Origin of the sequence: Terrabacter sp. Soil810 (genome assembly GCF_001429645.1) — a bacterium.
Classification (GTDB): domain Bacteria; phylum Actinomycetota; class Actinomycetes; order Actinomycetales; family Dermatophilaceae; genus Terrabacter.
Map to the genome: position 1 here is coordinate 781,796 of NZ_LMSW01000011.1, position 16,658 is coordinate 798,453.

At 71.9% G+C, this 16,658-nt stretch carries 15 protein-coding genes, 2 tRNA genes and 1 pseudogene; 12 read left to right on the forward strand and 6 right to left on the reverse strand.

Annotation, left to right across the window (positions count from 1 at the left end):
- Positions 1-19 precede the first annotated feature (19 nt).
- Complete coding sequence (locus ASG96_RS09515; RefSeq protein ID WP_057587810.1) at positions 20-904, reverse strand: hypothetical protein; 885 nt, start codon at positions 902-904, stop codon at positions 20-22.
- Positions 905-974: 70 nt separating this feature from the next.
- Between ASG96_RS09515 and ASG96_RS09520 the strand changes: the two genes are divergently transcribed.
- The 8 genes and pseudogenes from ASG96_RS09520 to ASG96_RS24470 all read left to right on the forward strand — a co-directional run.
- Positions 975-2,435 carry a hypothetical protein gene (locus tag ASG96_RS09520; protein ID WP_057587811.1) on the forward strand — a complete coding sequence of 487 codons (1,461 nt, stop codon included), beginning with the start codon at positions 975-977 and terminating at the stop codon, positions 2,433-2,435.
- A gap of 41 nt (positions 2,436-2,476) precedes the next feature.
- Positions 2,477-3,256, forward strand: coding sequence for a fumarylacetoacetate hydrolase family protein (locus tag ASG96_RS09525; protein ID WP_056753735.1), 780 nt, complete (start codon positions 2,477-2,479; stop codon positions 3,254-3,256).
- Positions 3,257-3,289: 33 nt separating this feature from the next.
- Complete coding sequence (gltX, locus tag ASG96_RS09530; protein WP_255359555.1) at positions 3,290-4,915, forward strand: glutamate--tRNA ligase; 1,626 nt, start codon at positions 3,290-3,292, stop codon at positions 4,913-4,915.
- Positions 4,916-4,926: 11 nt separating this feature from the next.
- On the forward strand, positions 4,927-5,583 hold the full coding sequence (locus ASG96_RS09535; protein ID WP_056753740.1) for a GNAT family N-acetyltransferase: 657 nt from the start codon (positions 4,927-4,929) through the stop codon (positions 5,581-5,583).
- Positions 5,580-6,335: an HAD family hydrolase gene (locus tag ASG96_RS09540; protein WP_056753744.1), complete on the forward strand. Its 756-nt coding sequence runs from the start codon at positions 5,580-5,582 to the stop codon at positions 6,333-6,335. The genes ASG96_RS09535 and ASG96_RS09540 overlap by 4 nt, the downstream gene beginning before the upstream one ends.
- 57 nt (positions 6,336-6,392) lie before the next feature.
- A tRNA-Gln gene (locus ASG96_RS09545) sits at positions 6,393-6,464 on the forward strand.
- 91 nt (positions 6,465-6,555) lie between these two features.
- A tRNA-Glu gene (locus ASG96_RS09550) sits at positions 6,556-6,628 on the forward strand.
- Between the two features lie 130 nt (positions 6,629-6,758).
- A pseudogene (locus tag ASG96_RS24470) lies at positions 6,759-7,160 on the forward strand (alpha/beta-hydrolase N-terminal domain-containing protein); the annotation flags it as partial.
- Positions 7,161-7,256: 96 nt separating this feature from the next.
- On the opposite strand, the gene ASG96_RS09555 reads toward ASG96_RS24470, so the two are convergent.
- Positions 7,257-9,422: a bifunctional lysylphosphatidylglycerol flippase/synthetase MprF gene (locus tag ASG96_RS09555; protein ID WP_056753746.1), complete on the reverse strand. Its 2,166-nt coding sequence runs from the start codon at positions 9,420-9,422 to the stop codon at positions 7,257-7,259.
- Between the two features lie 50 nt (positions 9,423-9,472).
- A complete protein-coding gene (locus ASG96_RS09560) occupies positions 9,473-10,123 on the reverse strand; it encodes a MerR family transcriptional regulator (protein ID WP_057587812.1) in 651 nt (216 codons plus the stop codon).
- A 72-nt stretch (positions 10,124-10,195) separates the two neighbouring features.
- On the opposite strand from ASG96_RS09560, the gene ASG96_RS09565 reads away from it, so the two are divergent.
- Positions 10,196-10,732 (forward strand): DUF4188 domain-containing protein, encoded by a 537-nt coding sequence (locus ASG96_RS09565; protein ID WP_057587813.1) that lies wholly within the window; start codon positions 10,196-10,198, stop codon positions 10,730-10,732.
- Here ASG96_RS09565 and fgd read toward each other — a convergent pair.
- The 3 genes from fgd to ASG96_RS09580 all read right to left on the reverse strand — a co-directional run bounded on the left by fgd (position 10,725) and on the right by ASG96_RS09580 (position 13,746).
- Entirely contained in the window at positions 10,725-11,732 is a 1,008-nt protein-coding gene (fgd, locus tag ASG96_RS09570) for a glucose-6-phosphate dehydrogenase (coenzyme-F420) (RefSeq protein WP_057587814.1), read from the reverse strand. The two genes, ASG96_RS09565 and fgd, sit on opposite strands and share 8 nt — an antisense overlap.
- Positions 11,733-11,813: 81 nt before the next feature.
- Entirely contained in the window at positions 11,814-12,815 is a 1,002-nt protein-coding gene (locus ASG96_RS22640) for a L,D-transpeptidase family protein (RefSeq protein WP_082588540.1), read from the reverse strand.
- Positions 12,816-12,993: 178 nt separating this feature from the next.
- The gene (locus ASG96_RS09580) at positions 12,994-13,746 is read right to left on the reverse strand and encodes an IclR family transcriptional regulator (protein ID WP_020142814.1); all 753 of its coding nucleotides are present in this window, start codon (positions 13,744-13,746) and stop codon (positions 12,994-12,996) included.
- 154 nt (positions 13,747-13,900) lie between these two features.
- Here ASG96_RS09580 and leuC point away from each other — a divergent pair, with 154 nt between their 5' ends.
- The 3 genes from leuC to ASG96_RS09595 form a co-directional block, all read left to right on the forward strand.
- Positions 13,901-15,346, forward strand: a complete 1,446-nt coding sequence (leuC, locus tag ASG96_RS09585; RefSeq protein WP_057587815.1) for a 3-isopropylmalate dehydratase large subunit — start codon at positions 13,901-13,903, stop codon at positions 15,344-15,346.
- Between the two features lie 3 nt (positions 15,347-15,349).
- Positions 15,350-15,943: a 3-isopropylmalate dehydratase small subunit gene (gene leuD / locus ASG96_RS09590; RefSeq protein ID WP_056753761.1), complete on the forward strand. Its 594-nt coding sequence runs from the start codon at positions 15,350-15,352 to the stop codon at positions 15,941-15,943.
- Between the two features lie 286 nt (positions 15,944-16,229).
- Positions 16,230-16,658 (forward strand): HU family DNA-binding protein (locus ASG96_RS09595; RefSeq protein ID WP_200962670.1); only part of this gene is annotated, 429 nt, incomplete at its 3' end.

A 16,658-nucleotide genomic window follows, 5' to 3' on the forward strand; every position in this document is an offset into this window, starting at 1 on the left:
CTCTCATGCCGCATTGCGATCAAGTCCCGTCTCGGGCGGTTTGCAAGATGTCGTCGCACACAGCGATCAAGCGCTCCCTCAGTACCTGGCCGCGTTCGGCAAACGCACGCTGCTCCGCGACATAGGTGGCCTTGCCTTCTGCGGTCTCGATGGACACCGGCTCGTAGCCGAGATCGCGCAGGTCGTATGGAGAAGCACGCATGTCCAAAGAGCGAATGTCGCGGGCCAGCTCAAAGCAGTCCATCAGTAGGTCGCTGGAAATGGCCGGCACCAAATTGACTCCTACGCGACCGTAGAGGTCCATGCCGGCGTGCAGGCAGCCGGGCTGCTCGAGGGCGGTCTGGGTCTCACGCGTCGGCGCCAGCGCGTTGAGCGGCTGGGCGGCGGGCGTGAAGAAGCGGTATGCGTCGAAGTGCGAGCAGGCCACCTGATGGCTCTCGACGACGGCGTCGGTGCCCGAGGCGCCGAGACGCAGCGGCCATCCCGAGTGCCGCACGTCGGACGGGTCGAGCCGGTAGACCATGGCCCACTCGTGCAGACCGAAGCAGCCGAAGCGGGCCGACCGTCCTGCCGTGCGCACGAGCAGCTCGCGGACGAAGCGCAGCGTGTCGCCCCGCGCCGCCGTGAAGGCCTCGACGTCCACGTGGACGAGGCCCGCCTCCTCGGCGTAGAAGCGCCAGCCGGTGTGCGGAGCCTGAGCCGCTCCGCCGAGTGCGGTCCCCGCCCCCGGGTGCCAGCGACGCAGCTGAGCGGGCTTGAAGGAGTAGTAGGTGAAGAGGAAGTCCTCGACGGGGTGCTTGCGATGGTCGCGGCGGCGGGCCAGGTGCGCCGCTGTCGCGGAGTCGACGTGCGCCTCGTGCGCCGCCGTCCGCTCCCGCCACTCCGGCTCGTCCAGGACCTGCACCCCACGAGGGTAGGCGACTCGCGGCGGCGAACCCCACCGCGCACCAGCACCGCGAGGGCAGGATGGCCTCATGGCACCGGACGCCGAGCGGCCCACTCACCTGCTGCACCGCCTGACCTGCTACACCCCGGAGCGGGAGTGGATGGAGGTCCCCGACGACGACCGGCTCGTGCAGGACCTCGTGCCCAACGACCTGACGCGGCGCCCCCAGTCCTACAAGCGCTACGACGACGACCTCCGCCGAGTCCTGCTGCCGACCGACCTCCCTGCGTCCACGGCCCCTGCCACGGCCGTGCTCGCCGGCACCGCGGACGTCGAGCCGAGCGGCCTCGACCTCCCCGCGCTGGCCCGCCTGCTCTACCTCTCGTCCGGAGTCACGCGGCGCACCACGCGCCCGGACGGCGGGCTCATGCTCTTCCGCGCCGCGGGGTCTGCGGGCGCGCGGTTCCCGCTCGAGCTCTACGTCGCGGTCCCGCGCGGCGCCCGGATCGAGGGCCTGGCACCCGGCCTGCACTGGTACGACCCGGAGGCGCACGCCCTCGTCGTCCTCGGCCCCCCGCCGTCGGGCGACGCCGTGACCGTCGTCGTCACGGGGGTGCCGTGGCGCACCGGCTGGCGCTACCGCGAGCGCGGCTTCCGCCACGTCTACTGGGACGCCGGCACCATGCTCTCCCAGACGCTCGCCCTTGCCGACTCGGCCGGCGTGACCGCGCGCCTGTTCACGGCCTTCCCCGACGCCGAGGTGGCTGCCCTCGTCGGCGCCGACCGCGTGCACGAGTTCCCCGTCGCCCTCGTGGCCCTCGGCCCCGGCAACCCGGCCGTCCACCTGACCGGCGACCCGATGTCCGGCCACCACGACGCCGACGGCCTCGAGTTCCCGCTCGTCACGGCCGCCCAGCGCGCGGGGGAGCAGCGCGCCCTCGGCGCCGAGCTCGGGCGCGGCGCGCCGGTCGAGCTCACCTCCGAGGGTGGCCCGAGCACCGACGCCGTCGTCGTCAGCAAGGGCTCCATCCGCCGCCTGCACCCGGATCGCTCCCTGCCGCGCCACGTCCTCGTCGACGCGATGGGCGCCTCGCTGCGCGGGATCGACGTGCCGCACTGGCTCGGCGTCAGCGCCGTCGGCGATGTGCCGACCGGCATCCACCGGTGGCCCGACCTCTCCTCGCCGGTGCGCCCGCTCGACGAGCCGTCCGTCCGCGACGAGCTGTTCAGGGCCGCCCTCGAGCAGGGACTCGCCCGCGACGCGGCCTTCGTCGCCATGAGCGGCGCGCGCCTGGCCGACCTCGACGACCACGGCTACCGCGAGGCCCAGCTGCTCGCGGGCCTCGCCGAGGGCCGCCTCCACCTCATGGCGTACGCGTTGGGCGCGGCCGCGTCGGGCATGACCTTCCGCGACTCCGACCTCGCACACTTGCTGGGCAGCGACGTCGCCGGACTGCTGTGGACCTGCGTGGGCGTGCCGGAGTACCGCACCCGCCCCAGCGGGCAGCCCGGCTCGCCTGCCGACGTCACCATCGTCTGGCCGCGCTGACCGCCCTCCGCGGGGAGCGGCTCCCGTCGTAGGGTGGGCGCGTGCGCATCGCGAGGTTCACGACCGGGGACGACCCGGCATACGGCATCGTCCAGGGCGACCCCGGCAGCGAGGTGATCACGCCGCTGGCCGGCGACCCGCTCTACGTCGGCCTCCAGCCGAGCGGGCAACCGCCCGTCATGCTCGACGACGTCCGCCTGCTCGCACCCGTCATCCCGCGCTCCAAGATCGTCGCGATCGGCAAGAACTACGCCGACCACGCCAAGGAGATGGGCGGCGAGGCCCCGGCCGAGCCGATGATGTTCTTCAAGCCCAACACCGCCGTCGTCGGACCCTTCGACCCCGTCGTCCTACCGGCCGGCAGCAGCGAGATCTCCTACGAGGGCGAGCTCGCCGTCGTCATCAAGACGATCACCAAGGGCGTCAGGGCGAAGGACGCCGCCGAGTGCATCTACGGCTACACCATCGCCAACGACGTGACGGCGCGCGACTGGCAGCGCACCGACGGACAGTGGGCCCGTGCCAAGGGCTTCGACACGAGCTGCCCGCTCGGACCGTGGGTCGAGACCGAGCTCGACGCCGCTGACCTGTCGATCGTCACGACGCTCGACGGCGAGGTGAAGCAGGACGGCACGACCGCCGACATGATCCACGGCATCGCGACCATCATCGAGTACGCCTCGGCGGCCTTCACGTTGCTGCCCGGCGACGTCATCCTGACCGGTACGCCGGCCGGCGTCGGGCTCGTCGAGGCGGGCCAGCAGGTCACGGTCGAGATCGCGGGCATCGGGTCGCTGACCAACACCTTCGTGCGTCGCTGACCCTTTCAGGCTCCCACTAGGCTGGGTCGCACCATGAGCGACAACAGCACCAGCACACGTATGCCGTCCTCCTCCGTCAGCGTCGAGGGCGACGCCGGCGACCAGGTCGAGATCCGCACCGAGGAGGCCCCTCGCGTCTCGACGTCCGACGGCTCCGGCCCGGTGCGCACGCGCGTCGCGCCGTCACCCACCGGTGACCCGCACGTCGGCACGGCTTACATGTCGCTCTTCAACCTCGCCTTCACCCGGCAGCAGGGTGGCCAGTTCGTCCTCCGGGTCGAGGACACCGACCGCGCGCGCTTCCGTGAGGACTCGGAGGCGCAGCTCTACGACACCCTCGCGTGGCTCGGGCTGCACTGGGACGAGGGCCCGGACATCGGTGGGCCGTTCGCGCCGTACCGGCAGTCCGAGCGCCTCGACACCTACCGGCCCTACGTCGAGCGCCTCCTCGCCGACGGCCACGCCTACTACTGCTGGTGCTCCAAGGAGCGCCTCGACCAGATGCGCGAGGTCCAGCAGAAGACGAAGCAGCCGACCGGCTACGACCGCCTGTGCGTGGGCAAGACCCGCGAGGAGCGCGCAGCGCTGCCCGGCTTCAGCGAGACGCCCGTCGTGCGCATGCTCGTGCCCGACGACGTACCGCTCGTCTTCGACGACGTCATCCGCGGCAAGGTCTCGGCGCCGCGCCCCGACGACCAGGTGATCCTCAAGGCCGACGGCTTCCCGACCTACCACCTCGCCGTCGTCGTCGACGACCACCTCATGGGCATCACCCACGTCGTGCGCGGTGAGGAGTGGATCAGCTCGACGCCGAAGCACGTGCTGCTCTACCGCTGGCTCGGCCTCGAGCCGCCGGCGTTCGCGCACATGCCGCTGCTGCGCAACACCGACAAGTCCAAGATCTCCAAGCGCAAGAACCCCGCCGCCCGTCTCACGTGGTTCCGCGAGCAGGGCTATCTCCCCGAGGCGCTCGTGAACTTCCTTGCGCTGCTTGCCTATCCGCCGCAGCAGGACGCCGAGGGTGCGGACGTCGAGGTCTTCACCTTCGACGAGTTCAGCCGCACCTTCGACTGGGGCAAGGTCAACCCGATCGGCCCGATCTTCGACCTCAAGAAGCTCGACTGGCTCAACGGCGTCTACATCCGGTCGCTCGGCGCGGGCGAGTTCGCGAGCCGGTTGCTGCCGTACCTCGTCGCGGACGGCGTCCTCGGCGAGACGCAGTCGCTCGGTGAGCTGGCGCGTCTCAAGTCCGTCGCCGAGCTGATCCAGACGCGCATGGCCCTGCTCACCGAGGCGCCGGCGCTCGTGCGCCCCTTCTTCGTCGCCGACGACCAGCTCGTCATCGACGAGGATGCGCGCGCCCAGCTCAAGGACGATGCCCCGGCCGTCCTCGACGCGGCCCTCAAGGTGCTCGGCGACATCGACGACCACGGCACGGGCGTGCTCGGCACGGGGAGCCCGTGGAACGCCGCGGGGATCGAGGCGGCGCTGCGTGCGGCGATCGTCGACGGGCTCGGCATCAAGCCGCGCCTCGCGTTCGGTCCGCTGCGCACGGCCGTCTCGGGTGCGCGCATCTCGCCGCCGCTCTTCGAGTCGATGGAGATCCTCGGCAAGACGTCGACGCTCAACCGTCTCCGGTCGCTGCGCGACTCGCTCTGAGGAGGGTGCGGGTGGAGAGGGTGGCCTGGCCGCTGCACGGCATCCGCCTGCGCACGGCCGACCTCGACCTCACCGTCATGACGGAGGCCGACCTGCCGACCCTGTGCTCGCTCCTGCCCGACGACCTCGAGCTGAACCCGCACGCGACGACGTATGCCGGTCTCGACGGCGCCGCGAACCGTCGGGCCGTCCTCTCGCAGGGCTACTGGCGCGCCCTCGGCATGTGGTCGCCCGACGACTGGGCGCTGCCCTTCGTCGTGCGCGCGGACGGAGACGTCGTCGGTGCCCAGTGGCTCGAGGGCCCGGACTGGCGCGCGGACCGCATCGTCGACTCGTCGTCGTGGCTCGTCGCCACGGCGCGGGGGAGGGGCCTCGGAACGCAGATGCGGGCGGCGGTGCTCGCGCTGGCCTTCGGTCCGTTGCGAGCCACGGCGGCGATCAGCTCGGCGGTCGTCGGCAACGCCGCGTCGCTGGGCGTCTCGCGGGCCCTGGGCTACCGCGACACCCGTCGCTCCGTGCTCGAGCACTCGGGTGAGACGCTGCAGCACGTCCGGCTCGAGCGGGCGGCCTGGGAGGCGGCGGGCCGGGCCCGCGAGGTCGGCATCGACGGGGTGCGGCCGGCGCTGCCCCTGTTCGGGCTCGACCCCGTGGAAGGACCCCAACCGTGAACCCGCCGTCCCTCGCCGTTGTCCTCGACGGCGTGCACGCCGTGCTGCTCGACGTCGACGACACCATCGTCGACACGCAGGAGGCGATGGTCACGGCCGGCACTGAGGCGGCCGCCGCGATCTGGCCGCACCGGCCCGTCGGGGACCACCGCGCCATGGCCCAGCGCTACTACGACGACCCGGAGCGATGGTTCCCGCGCTACGCGTCCGGTGACGTCCCGTTCGACGCGATGCGCTCGGGCCGGCTGGCCGAGGTGGCCGTGGCGTTCGGGCTCGAGGTCCCCGACGGGGCCCACCGGTCGTTCGAGGACGCCTACGCCCCGGCCTTCCGCAGCTCGCAGCGCCTCTTCCCCGACGTGCCGGGACTGCTGGCCGCGGCCGACGGGCAGGGCCTGCCGGTCGCCCTGCTGACCAACTCGGCGCACGCGCCGACGCGCATCAAGCTCGAGGCCCTCGACCTCGTCGAGCGGTTCGACGTCGTCGTGACGACCGACACCCTGGGCTTCGGCAAGCCCGACCCCCGCGTCTACCTCGAGGCGTGCCGGCTGCTCGGCTCCGAGCCCGAGCGGGTGGTCTGCATCGGCGACAGCATCGAGTGGGACGTCCTCGGTGCCCAGGCCGCCGGCCTGCGTGCCGTGTGGCTCGACCGGGCCGGGCGGGGGACGCCCGAGGCGGTCGCCCGCGTGCGTGGCTTGGACGAGGTCGCGGTGGTGCTCGAGCGCCGATTTGGGCCACCGCTCACGGACCGGTAGTATTCCCATTCGGTTCACCCCGTACCGGCCGCGAGGCAGGCTCGGAGTGAAACCCCTTGGGGTATGGTGTAATTGGCAACACTACGGTTTCTGGTTCCGTCATTCTAGGTTCGAGTCCTGGTACCCCAGCTCTGGTTCACGGCAACGTGGGCCGATTCGGAGAAATCCCGCCTTCACGGTAAGGTTTCTTCTCGTGCCGAGTCCGCTCGGCACCGCTCACGGCCCCGTTGTGTAGCGGCCTAGCACGCCGCCCTCTCAAGGCGGTAGCGCGGGTTCGAATCCCGTCGGGGCTACGTGATGCTCGAGAGAGCAGAGGAAGACCCCGGTCCACACGGACCGGGGTCTTCCTGCATGTCAGGGGGCCCGCGGTCGGCCCACCTATGCTGACGCTCGTCTTGGGCACGCCGAGCAAGCAGCAGCCGCATGACCGCACCGACCGTCGTCGCCCCTCCGGCGGTTACCGCCCGACACCGGTCGTGGCGACCGGCGCTCGGCACTCCGCGCCGGGTCTTCGACCCGACGTTCTCGGGGGTCGGCCTCACCGTGGCGGCGTGGTTCTTCGCGCTGTCCCTGCTGCCGTCGCTCCTGCCGCGTGGCGCGATGGCGCAAGGGGTGGCCTCCGGTGTCACCGTGATGATCGGCTACGGCATCGGCGCCGGCACCCAGGCCATCTGGCGCCACCTGGGGATCCCCAGCGTGCGCGGGCGCGCCCGCCGCGTCCTCGTGGCGATCTTCGTGGGGCTCGGCTTCTGGGCGGCGGTCTTCACCGGCTGGCGCCAGGTCGGCTGGCAGAACGAGATCCGCGCCCTCTACGGCATGGTCGGCCACGGCCAACCTCGAGTCGTGGGTCGCCGTCACGAACCCACCCGACTGGACTCCCGAGCAGACGGCGGCGCTGTCGTCCGTCCTCGAGAAGCGCCCCTACAAGGACGCCTGAGCATCGTCCCTGCGGGACTGGAGGCCGGCCCGCGCCAGGTCGCGCAGGGAGGCTCCGGGCAGGTACGCCGACGTGAGCGCGAGCCCGATGCGCGGGAGCGCGGCCTCGTCGGGGAAGACGAGGTAGACCGGCTCGTGCCTGGGCCGGAACTTCTGCTTGAAGCTGTCGAGCGACCGGAAGCCGTAGAGGGGCTCCATCGCCTCACCGAGCTGGTCGAGCAGGCGCTCCAGCGCGGCTCGCTCGACAGTGCCGTCGCCGGAGTGCGCCAGCGGGGCACCCGAGAGGGAGACGAACGACGCGCCCTGCTCACGGAAGGACAGGCAGGCGCTCGCGATGAGGAACTCGGTCACGGGCCGGAAGCCGTCGGGCAGCCGGCGCATGACGTCGAGCGTCCACCCGCGGACCTCACCGCCCGGGGAGTGGACCGGCAGCCAGGACGTGACACCGTGCACCGTCATGTCGGCGTCGACGGCCAGCCCGACCCGCGTGTCGGGGTCGAGGGCCTCGTCGACGCCCCCGAGCGTGAAGCCCATCTCTGGCAGGCCCTTGTCGGACACCCAGAGCTCGGAGATGGCGCGCACCTGCGTCAGCAGGCCCCTCGGCATCTCGGCGAGCCGCCCCTCGCGGTAGGTGATCCCGTCCTTCGTGGCGCGGTTGAGGGCCGTGCGGACGCTCTGCCAGGACTTGCCCTTGAACTCGAGCCCGGGCAGGTCGATGATCGCCTCCTCGGCCACGAGCACGTCGCGGCGGCTGTGGGACTCTCCCCAGTCGGCGACCTCCTGCGTCACGGAGAAGAAGCACACGATGAGACCGTGCGTCTCCTGCTCGTCGACGAACCCCTGCAGCACCACGGCGCGCGTCGGCGCGTCGGCCGCGACGGGGTCCCCCAGAGCGATGGCCGTGCCCCGGTGGACCTGGAACGCGACGTAGCCCACGGGCGCGCCGGACGGGTCCCGGTGGACGTACCAGTGGTTGTCGGGCCAGGTACCCATCCACGACATGGTCGTCCCGCCGTGCTCCTTGAGCAGGCTGACCGCGATGTCACGGTCGTCGGCCCCGGTGGCCAGCTGGGCGCGCCGCTTGCGGCGTGACCGGGCCTGGAAGGCGGAACGGCCGAGCACGAGGACGGCGAGCTGCAGCACAGTGATGAGCACGCTGAGGACGAGCTCCGGGATGGAGGTCGCGACCTGACCGTCGCCGTTGAGCTGCTCGGGGGCCACGATCTCGACGACGATGAGCAGCGACTGGGCCAGGAGGGAGAGGGTCGCGAGGCCGCCCGCGAGGAACCACACCCGACGCGACCCTCGCCGTAGACCGTCGGCGAGCAGGAGCGAGATCGCCGCGCTGATGAGGACGCCGAACGCGTCCGTGTCGTCGGACGTCGCGCCGAGCGGCCCGTCGGACGGGGTGAAGTAGAGCAGGATCTGCACGAGCGCGCTGACGACGTAGAAGGTCGACGACACGACCCTCCACTCGTGTCGGCTGAAGCGTGGCAGCGCGAGCGAGGGCCGGCGGCCGAGCAGGACCGGCCCGAGGGCGAGCCCGACCGAGATGCCGATGGCGTGCTCGAGGTCCCAGAGGCGACCGACGTAGAGCAGGGCCACGACCGCGTAGAGCGACACGACGGCTCGCAGGCGCCCACGCCAGGGCGGGGTCAGGGTGGCGCTCGCCGCAGCGACCGCGCCGAGGGCGCCCGCGCTGAACCCCGCGTCGAGCTCCGCGGCGAGGCGGGCGGCCCACTCCCATCCGGTGTCGCCGACGACGAGCAGGAAGAGCGAGGCGAGCAGGACGCCGGCCAGGTGGGTGGTGGTGGCGGCGACGGCGACCCGACGGGTCCCGAGCCGCCACTCCGACCAGCCGACCATGAGCAGGGCGCCGCCGGCCACGGGGAGGTACTGCGCCGGGGTGAGCGCGAAGAAAGCGCCCGTGACAGGGGTCCACCAGCGGCCGTCCTGGAGGGCGGGGAGGCCGTAGGCCACGTGGTGGAGCAGGTCTCGGTCCTCCAGCGCGCTCCACAGCGTGCTGGTCGCCACCCCGACGAGGAGCATGGTGCCGACCACCGCGAGCGTGAAGGGCAGGCGGCGGGCGAGGGCGAGAGCTCGGGCCGCGCGATCCGGGTCCGAGTCGTGGTCGGTCGAAGCTGTCGTCACGCGCGGGGCCCCTTCCCGGGTCTCCGGTCCGCGGTGGACCTGGTGCGATGCTAGTGCGCGGGGCTCGTCGCAGGCCCGCGCGACGCCGGGGGCCCGGGTCCGAGTCGCCGGGCACTCACCGACTCCTGCGCCACGCGGCGCAGTGCGAGCAGCACCGGGTCGGTCAGGACCGTGCCGACGATGGCGTAGCGCAGAGCCTCCTCCGGTGGGGCCGAGGCGAGCGACGGGGCGACGTCCGTCTCGGCGACGGAGAGCATGGCCCGCTGCCACGTGGACAGTGTCGCGTCGTCGATGCTCCACCCGGCGGCGCCGGCGGCCGTGAGCGCCTGGGCGAGCTGCAGGCCGGCAGGGGAGTGCTCGCACCCGGGTGGGCCGAGGGCGCGCACCCGGTCGAGCGCCTCCGGTGTCGGGTCCGCGGCCGCGACGTGGGGACGGAGCGCCTCGTGGGCTGCGCCGAGGAGGTCGTGCCGGCTGGCCGGCGGCTCGTCGAGGGACCGGACCACCTCGCGCACCCGGTCGATCGAGAGACGGCCCACGTCGACGAGAGTGCGCACCAGGCGGACCCGGTCGACGTGGCTCGCGTCGTAGGTCGCACGCGTGGCGCCCTGCGCCTCGCCGGCGTGGAGCAGGCCCTCGCGCAGGTAGTACTTCAGCGTGGGGATGCTGACGCCGGTGCGTTCGGCCAGCTCTGAGATGCGCATGGGAGTTCCTCCTTGACTTTGGATAGTATGACTGTCCAAACTTGGATAGCATCACTATCCGAGAGGCGTGTCATGACCGGCTTCGTCCACACCAGCCACACCCACGACGGCGACCTCGCCGTCTTCCTCATCGGGATGCGGGTCAACCACCCCTGGCGCCCCGACCTCTGGGGCCCGGTGTTCGCCGCCATGCCCGGCATGCTCACCGAGCTGTATGCCGCCAAGGCCGCCGCGGCGCGGGGGGAGGGTCCGGACCTCGGCTTCCTCGAGGCCCGCACCCTCATCGGGGCACGAGGCCCCACGCTCGTGCAGTACTGGCGCGACGTCGAGTCCGTGTACGCCTATGCCAACGACCCCGAGCGCCGCCACCGACCCGCGTGGACGGCGTTCTACCGCCGCAGCCGCAGGGCCACCGGCGCCGTCGGCATCTGGCACGAGACGTATGCCGTGCCGGCCGGCGCGCACGAGAGCCTCTACGTCGGGATGCCGCCCACCGGGCTCGGCAAGGCCTTCGGCCTGACCGAGGACCGCAGCCGACGCCGGCACGCCCGGATCGCCCGTCGCGACGTCGCCGCCGGCGGCACCACTCCGGAGGGCGCCGTCAGCTGAGCTCGCGCAGCCCGGGGAGCACGTCGGCCGAGAACTGCTCGAGGAACCGGGCCTGGTCGTGGCCGGGTGCGTGGAAGACGACGTGGTTGAAGCCCCAGTCGACGTACTGCCGCACGGCGTCGACGGCCTCGGCCGGGTCGCTCGTCACGATCCAGCGCTTGGCGATCTCCTCGTCGGACAGCTCGTCGGCCAGGCGCTCCATCTCGACCGGGTCGTCGACGCCGTGCTTCTGCTCGGCGCTGAGCGACAGCGGCGCCCAGAAGCGCACGTTGTGCAGGGCCTGCTCGGCATCCCGGTCGTAGGACAGCTTGATCTCGATCATGCGGTCGATGTCGTCGCGGGTGCGGTCCGACTTGGCCAGTCCCTCGTCGACTGCGGGCAGCAGCTTGTCCTCGTAGAGCTCGCGGCCCTTGCCGGAGGTGCAGATGAACCCGTCACCCGACCGGCCGGCATACCTCGCGACGAGGGGGCCGCCCGCGGCGACGTAGACGGGGATCGGCGCTTCGGGGCGGTCGTAGACCGTCGCCGCGTGGGTCCGGTAGTAGTCACCCTCGAAGTCGACGCGCTCCTCGGTCCACAGCCTCCGCATGAGCGTCACGGCCTCGCGCAGCCGTGCGAAACGCTCCTTGAACTCCGGCCAGGGGGAGCCGGCGGCGCCGACGGCGACCTCGTTGAGGGCCTCTCCGGTGCCGATGCCCAGGACGATGCGGCCCGGGTTGAGCGCGCCGAGCGTGCCGAAGGCCTGCGCCACGACCGCGGGGTTGTAGCGGAACGTCGGCGTCATGACCGACGTGCCGAGCTGGATCCGCTCCGTGCGCTCGCCGGCCGCCGCGAGCCAGCTCATCGCGAAGGGGGCGTGCCCCTGCTGGTGGCGCCACGGCTGGGAGTGGTCGGAGATGAAGGCCGAGTCGAGCCCGACCTGCTCGGCCCGGGTGGCCAACGTGACGAGGTCGCGCGGACCGAACTGCTCCGCGGACGCCTTCCAACCAACCTTGAGCACACCGACTCCTTCGGGCCGTGGGGGAGTGACCCCGTCAGCCTACGACCGGCCGCTCGTGGCGCTCCGGGCGGTCCGGACGCGTCACCAGTGGACGACGACCTTGTCGCCGATGCGGACCTCGCCGTAGAGCTGGACGAGCAGCGGCTTGTTGCGCACGTTGACGCAGCCGTGCGAGGCGCCGGTGTAGCCGAGGCGGGCGAAGTTCGAGGAGTAGTGCACCGCCTGGCCGCCCGAGAAGAACATCGAGTACGGCATGGGCGTGTGGTACAGGTTCGAGATGACGTCGACCTTCTTGAGGTAGACGGAGAAGACGCCCTCGCGGGTGGGCAGCTCGTCGCTGCCGAAGCGCACGTCGAAGCCGTACTGCGGTACGCCGTCGACGACCCAGGTGAGGTGCCTGGTCGACTTGCTGACGCACATGACGCGACCGGTCAGGCAGCGCTCGTCGACGTCCCAGCTCATCGATCCGGTGGGCTCGGCCGGCTTCGGCTTGACGTTGGCGAGCTCGTCGGCCGTCGGGCGGTGCGTCATCGAGACGAGCTTGTCCCACGTCCGCTCGTCGAGGGTGCCGGTGGCGTCGAAGCCGCGCTTGGCCTGGAAGCCGCGCACCGCGGCGGTCGTCCTCGAGCCGTAGCGGTCGCTGACGTCGCCGTCGAACCAGCGCAGCTGGCGCAGCCGCGCCTGCAGGGAGCGCACCTTGGGGCCGGTGTCGCCGGCGCGGAGCACGATGACGGGCACCGGGGTGGGCTTCGGCTCGACGGTCGGCTTGGCCGTCTGCGCGGGAGCCGTCGGCGTGACGGTGGTCGGGGTCGACGAGGGGGTGGCGCTCGACCCCACGGTGGGGGTCCCGGTGGTGGTCTCGGCGGCCTGCTCGCTCGTCGTCGGGGCTGGCGTGCCCGACGAGCTGGACCCCACGACGGCCTCGTTGACGTCGGTGCCCGCCACGCCCGTGCCCTGGTCCGGGCCGCAGGCCGTCGTCGCGGCCACGAGGGCGACGGCGGCGCTCACCAGGAGGGCGCGGCGCTGGCCGCCCGAGGTCCGTCGCCTCGGGGGCGACTGGAGCGGCGAGGTGGCTGTCTGCATCGTGACCCCTTGTCCGGAATGCGACGTGCCGTGCGACGGTGCACTGCACTGAGGGTGACGCGAACACCCCCGGAAAGGTTGTCCGAGACGGGGTGTGGATCCGGATCGTGACCGATCCGTTGTGCACGGCCGGCCGGTCCCGACGACGTTGTCGGGAGGCGAGCGGGGTCAGGAGGGGTCAGGCGTTGTGCTGTTGCTGTTGCTGCTGCTGCATCGCGTGGTGGCGACGCAGCACCTCGGTCAGCTTGTTGGCGCCGGCGACGACCGTCGCGGCGTGCAGCCGACCGGGCTGGCGCGAGAGGCGCTCGATGGGTCCGGAGATCGACACCGCGGCGACGACGCGACCCGACGGGCCGCGTACCGGCGCGGAGACCGAGGCGACCCCGGCCTCGCGCTCGGCGACGCTCTGGGCCCACCCGCGGCGGCGGACGCCGGACAGCGCGGTCGCCGTGAAGGCCGCGCCCTGGAGGCCGCGGTGGAGCCGGTCGGGCTCCTCCCACGCGAGCAGCACCTGTGCGGCCGAGCCGGCCAGCATCGACAGCGTCGCGCCCACCGGGATCGAGTCGCGCAGGCCGACGGGCCGTTCGGCGGCCGCGACGCAGATGCGCTGGTCGCCCTGGCGGCGGAAGAGCTGCGCGCTCTCGTTCGTGTGGTCGCGCAGGGCGCCGAGCACCGGGCCGGCGGCCGCGAGCAGCCGGTCCTCACCGGCGGCCGAGGCGAGCTCGCCGAGGCGCGGGCCCAGCACGAAGCGTCCCTGCATGTCACGCGAGACGAGGCGGTGGTGCTCGAGAGCGACCGCCAGGCGGTGGGCCGTGGGGCGGGCGAGCCCGGTGGCTCCGACGAGCTGGGCGAGGGTGGCCGGACCGGCCTCGAGTGCGCCGAGCACCGTGGCGGCCTTGTCGAGAACACCGACCCCTGAAGAGTTGTCCATGCACTGATACTGACGTCTCAGGCACTGAGACGTCAATCCACCGGGCCCACAAAAGGTCCACGCTGACGGAAGAGCGATGTCGCGACCAGGTCCTTGATGGCGCACGCGCTCGACCACCGGAAACGCCGCCGCGGAGGGAAGTCAGAGGGAAGTCATGGCAGGGACACTCGCCGAGAAGGTCTGGGACGCGCACGTCGTCCGTCGCGCCGAGGGGGAGCCCGACCTCCTCTACATCGACCTCCACCTCCTCCATGAGGTCACCAGCCCTCAGGCGTTCGACGGGCTGCGCCTCGCCGGCCGGCCCGTGCGTCGACCCGACCTCACGCTCGCGACCGAGGACCACAACGTCCCCACGACGCCCGGCCCGATCACCGACCCCGTGTCGAAGATCCAGGTCGAGACGCTCCGTCGCAACTGCGAGGAGTTCGGTGTCCGCCTCTACCCCATGGGTGACGCCGACCAGGGCATCGTGCACGTCGTCGGCCCCCAGCTCGGCCTGACGCAGCCGGGCATGACGGTCGTCTGCGGCGACAGCCACACCTCGACCCACGGCGCCTTCGGGGCGCTCGCCTTCGGCATCGGCACGTCCGAGGTGGAGCACGTGCTCGCCACCCAGACCCTGCCCCTCAAGCCCTTCAGGACGCTGGCCGTCAACGTGGGCGGCGCGCTGCCCGAGGGTGTCACGGCCAAGGACATCGTCCTGGCCGTCATCGCCAAGATCGGCACCGGCGGTGGCCAGGGCTACGTCATCGAGTACCGCGGCGACGCCATCGAGGCGCTGTCGATGGAGGCCCGGATGACGGTCTGCAACATGTCGATCGAGGCCGGCGCGCGCGCCGGGATGATCGCGCCCGACCAGACGACGTTCGACTACCTCCGGGGGCGCCCGCACGCCCCGACCGGCGCCGACTGGGACGCCGCGGTCGCCGAGTGGACCGCGCTGCGCACCGACGACGACGCCGTCTTCGACGCCGAGGTCGACCTCGACGCGTCCGCCCTGACCCCCTTCGTCACGTGGGGGACGAACCCGGGCCAGGGCCTGCCGCTCTCCGCCTCGGTGCCCGACCCCGAGGAGTTCGCCGACGAGAGCGACCGGCTCGCCGCAGCCAACGCCCTGGCCTACATGGGCCTCGAGCCGGGCACGCCGCTGCGCGACATCAAGGTCGACACGGTCTTCGTCGGCTCGTGCACCAACGGGCGCATCGAGGACCTCCGGGCAGCGGCCACCGTCGTCCAGGGCCACCGCGTCGCCGACGGAGTCCGCATGCTCGTGGTCCCCGGATCGGCCAAGGTGCGCCTGCAGGCCGAGTCCGAGGGTCTCGACAAGGTCTTCACCGAGGCCGGCGCCGAGTGGCGCCTCCCCGGCTGCTCGATGTGCCTCGGGATGAACCCCGACACCCTCGCCCCGGGCGAGCGCAGCGCCTCGACCTCCAACCGCAACTTCGAGGGGCGGCAGGGCAAGGGAGGCCGCACCCACCTCGTCAGCCCGCTCGTCGCGGCCGCCACCGCGGTCCGGGGCACCCTGTCGAGCCCTGCCGACCTCGAGACCGCCGGCCGACCGCAGGGCGAGCTGGCATCCGCCACCACCGGAGAGGCCTGAGCCATGGACGCGTTCGAGACCCACACCGGCGTCGGTGTCCCGCTGCGACGCAGCAACGTCGACACCGACCAGATCATCCCCGCCGAGTACCTCAAGCGCGTGACGCGCACGGGCTTCGAGGACGGGCTCTTCGCCGCCTGGCGCAAGGACGAGTCCTTCGTCCTCAACAACCCGGTGTACGCCGACGGCTCGGTCCTCGTGGCCGGTCCCGACTTCGGTACGGGGTCGAGCCGCGAGCACGCGGTGTGGGCCCTGATGAACTGGGGTTTCCGGGTCGTCATCAGCTCCCGCTTCGCCGACATCTTCCGGGGCAACAGCGGCAAGCAGGGCCTGCTCACCGCCATCGTGTCGCAGGACGACGTCGAGCTGATCTGGAAGTACCTCGAGAACAGTCCCGGTGCCGAGATCACGGTCGACCTCGTGGGCCGCACGGTCCACGCCGGCGAGATCGTGGCACCCTTCGAGATCGACGACTACACCCGCTGGCGGCTGCTCGAGGGCCTCGACGACATCGGCCTGACCCTGCGACACGAGGATCTCGTCGCGGATTTCGAGTCGCACCGCCCGAGCCACAAGCCGGTCACCACCCCGGCCTGACGGGCGGCCTCGCCGGCGCCCCTGAGACGTGTGATGGTCCACGGATCCCCTTGTCTGACAAGGGGATCCGTTTCCATATCCGGACGATTCGGGCGCGGTCCATGGCGTCCCCCAGGCCCTCAGGATCCGCTCAGAACCCGTCAAACTCCTTGCGACACAACGAAAAACCCACCGACCGGTGATGGACGTGCCTCGCGCAGCGGCCTAACGTCAGGAGGTAGCCGGACCGGTTCCGGACGCTCATCGTCGGGTCGCCTGACGCCGACAGTCCTCTGGAGGGGAAGACGTGAACAAGGCAGAACTGATCGACGCGCTCGAGATCAAGCTCGGTAGCAAGAAGGTCGCATCCGACGCGCTGGAGGCGTTCCTCGACGTCGTCATCCGCGAGGTCGCCAAGGGTGGCAAGGTCGGCATCACCGGCTTCGGCACCTTCGAGCGGGCCGACCGCGCCGCGCGCACCGGCCGCAACCCGAAGACGGGGGCGACCGTGAGGATCAAGAAGACCCGCGTCCCCAAGTTCCGTTCGGGCACGAACTTCAAGGAGGTCGTGTCGGGCGCCAAGAAGCTGTCGAAGACCGAGTCGGCCGCCTCGCGCGCCTCTGCCGGAACCTCGGTGGCCGCGGCTCCGGCCACGAGGACGACGGCGAAGAAGACGGCGACCAAGGCCGCTCCGGCCAAGGCTGCGGTGAAGAAGACGACGACGAAGGCTGCTGCG

Excerpts from the sequence above, each read along its gene's own strand:
- ASG96_RS09560 (WP_057587812.1), bottom strand. The coding sequence starts at position 10,123 with ATGCGCATCTCAGAGCTGGCCGAACGCACCGGCGTCAGCATCCCCACG.
- leuC (WP_057587815.1), top strand. The coding sequence starts at position 13,901 with ATGGCAGGGACACTCGCCGAGAAGGTCTGGGACGCGCACGTCGTCCGT.
- ASG96_RS09565 (WP_057587813.1), top strand. The coding sequence starts at position 10,196 with ATGACCGGCTTCGTCCACACCAGCCACACCCACGACGGCGACCTCGCC.
- ASG96_RS22640 (WP_082588540.1), bottom strand. The coding sequence starts at position 12,815 with ATGCAGACAGCCACCTCGCCGCTCCAGTCGCCCCCGAGGCGACGGACC.
- ASG96_RS09520 (WP_057587811.1), top strand. The coding sequence starts at position 975 with ATGGCACCGGACGCCGAGCGGCCCACTCACCTGCTGCACCGCCTGACC.
- leuD (WP_056753761.1), top strand. The coding sequence starts at position 15,350 with ATGGACGCGTTCGAGACCCACACCGGCGTCGGTGTCCCGCTGCGACGC.
- ASG96_RS09580 (WP_020142814.1), bottom strand. The coding sequence starts at position 13,746 with ATGGACAACTCTTCAGGGGTCGGTGTTCTCGACAAGGCCGCCACGGTG.
- gltX (WP_255359555.1), top strand. The coding sequence starts at position 3,290 with ATGAGCGACAACAGCACCAGCACACGTATGCCGTCCTCCTCCGTCAGC.